This is a genomic window from Halomonas sp. SIMBA_159, from assembly GCF_046536035.1.
GTDB lineage: Bacteria > Pseudomonadota > Gammaproteobacteria > Pseudomonadales > Halomonadaceae > Vreelandella > Vreelandella venusta_A.
On sequence record NZ_JAWJBT010001531.1, the window covers coordinates 1 to 239 of the forward strand.

General features: G+C 66.9%; 1 protein-coding gene. It reads left to right on the forward strand.

Going from position 1 to position 239, the window contains the following annotated elements; translation table 11 throughout:
* Positions 1–13: 13 nt before the first annotated feature.
* Positions 14–239: hypothetical protein (locus R0J87_RS24360; protein WP_498889623.1), on the forward strand; the 226-nt coding region annotated here is incomplete at its 3' end.

Sequence of the window (239 nt, forward strand, 5' to 3'; positions counted from 1 at the left end):
CGCGAAGGGTGACATGAGCACGTCCATCCAGCGGCAGGTGCTGCCGATTCCCCACCGAAGCAGCGACTTTCCGGCCACGTACGACGCGAAGGACCCCGACACGGCGTTTCCGCCGATCGAACCGCTGCTCCCTCCCGAGGGCGCGCCGAACGTGCTGATCGTGCTGATCGACGATTGCGGGTTCGGAGCGTCGAGCGCGTTCGGTGGCCCGGCGAACACACCGACGTTCGAGAAGCTCG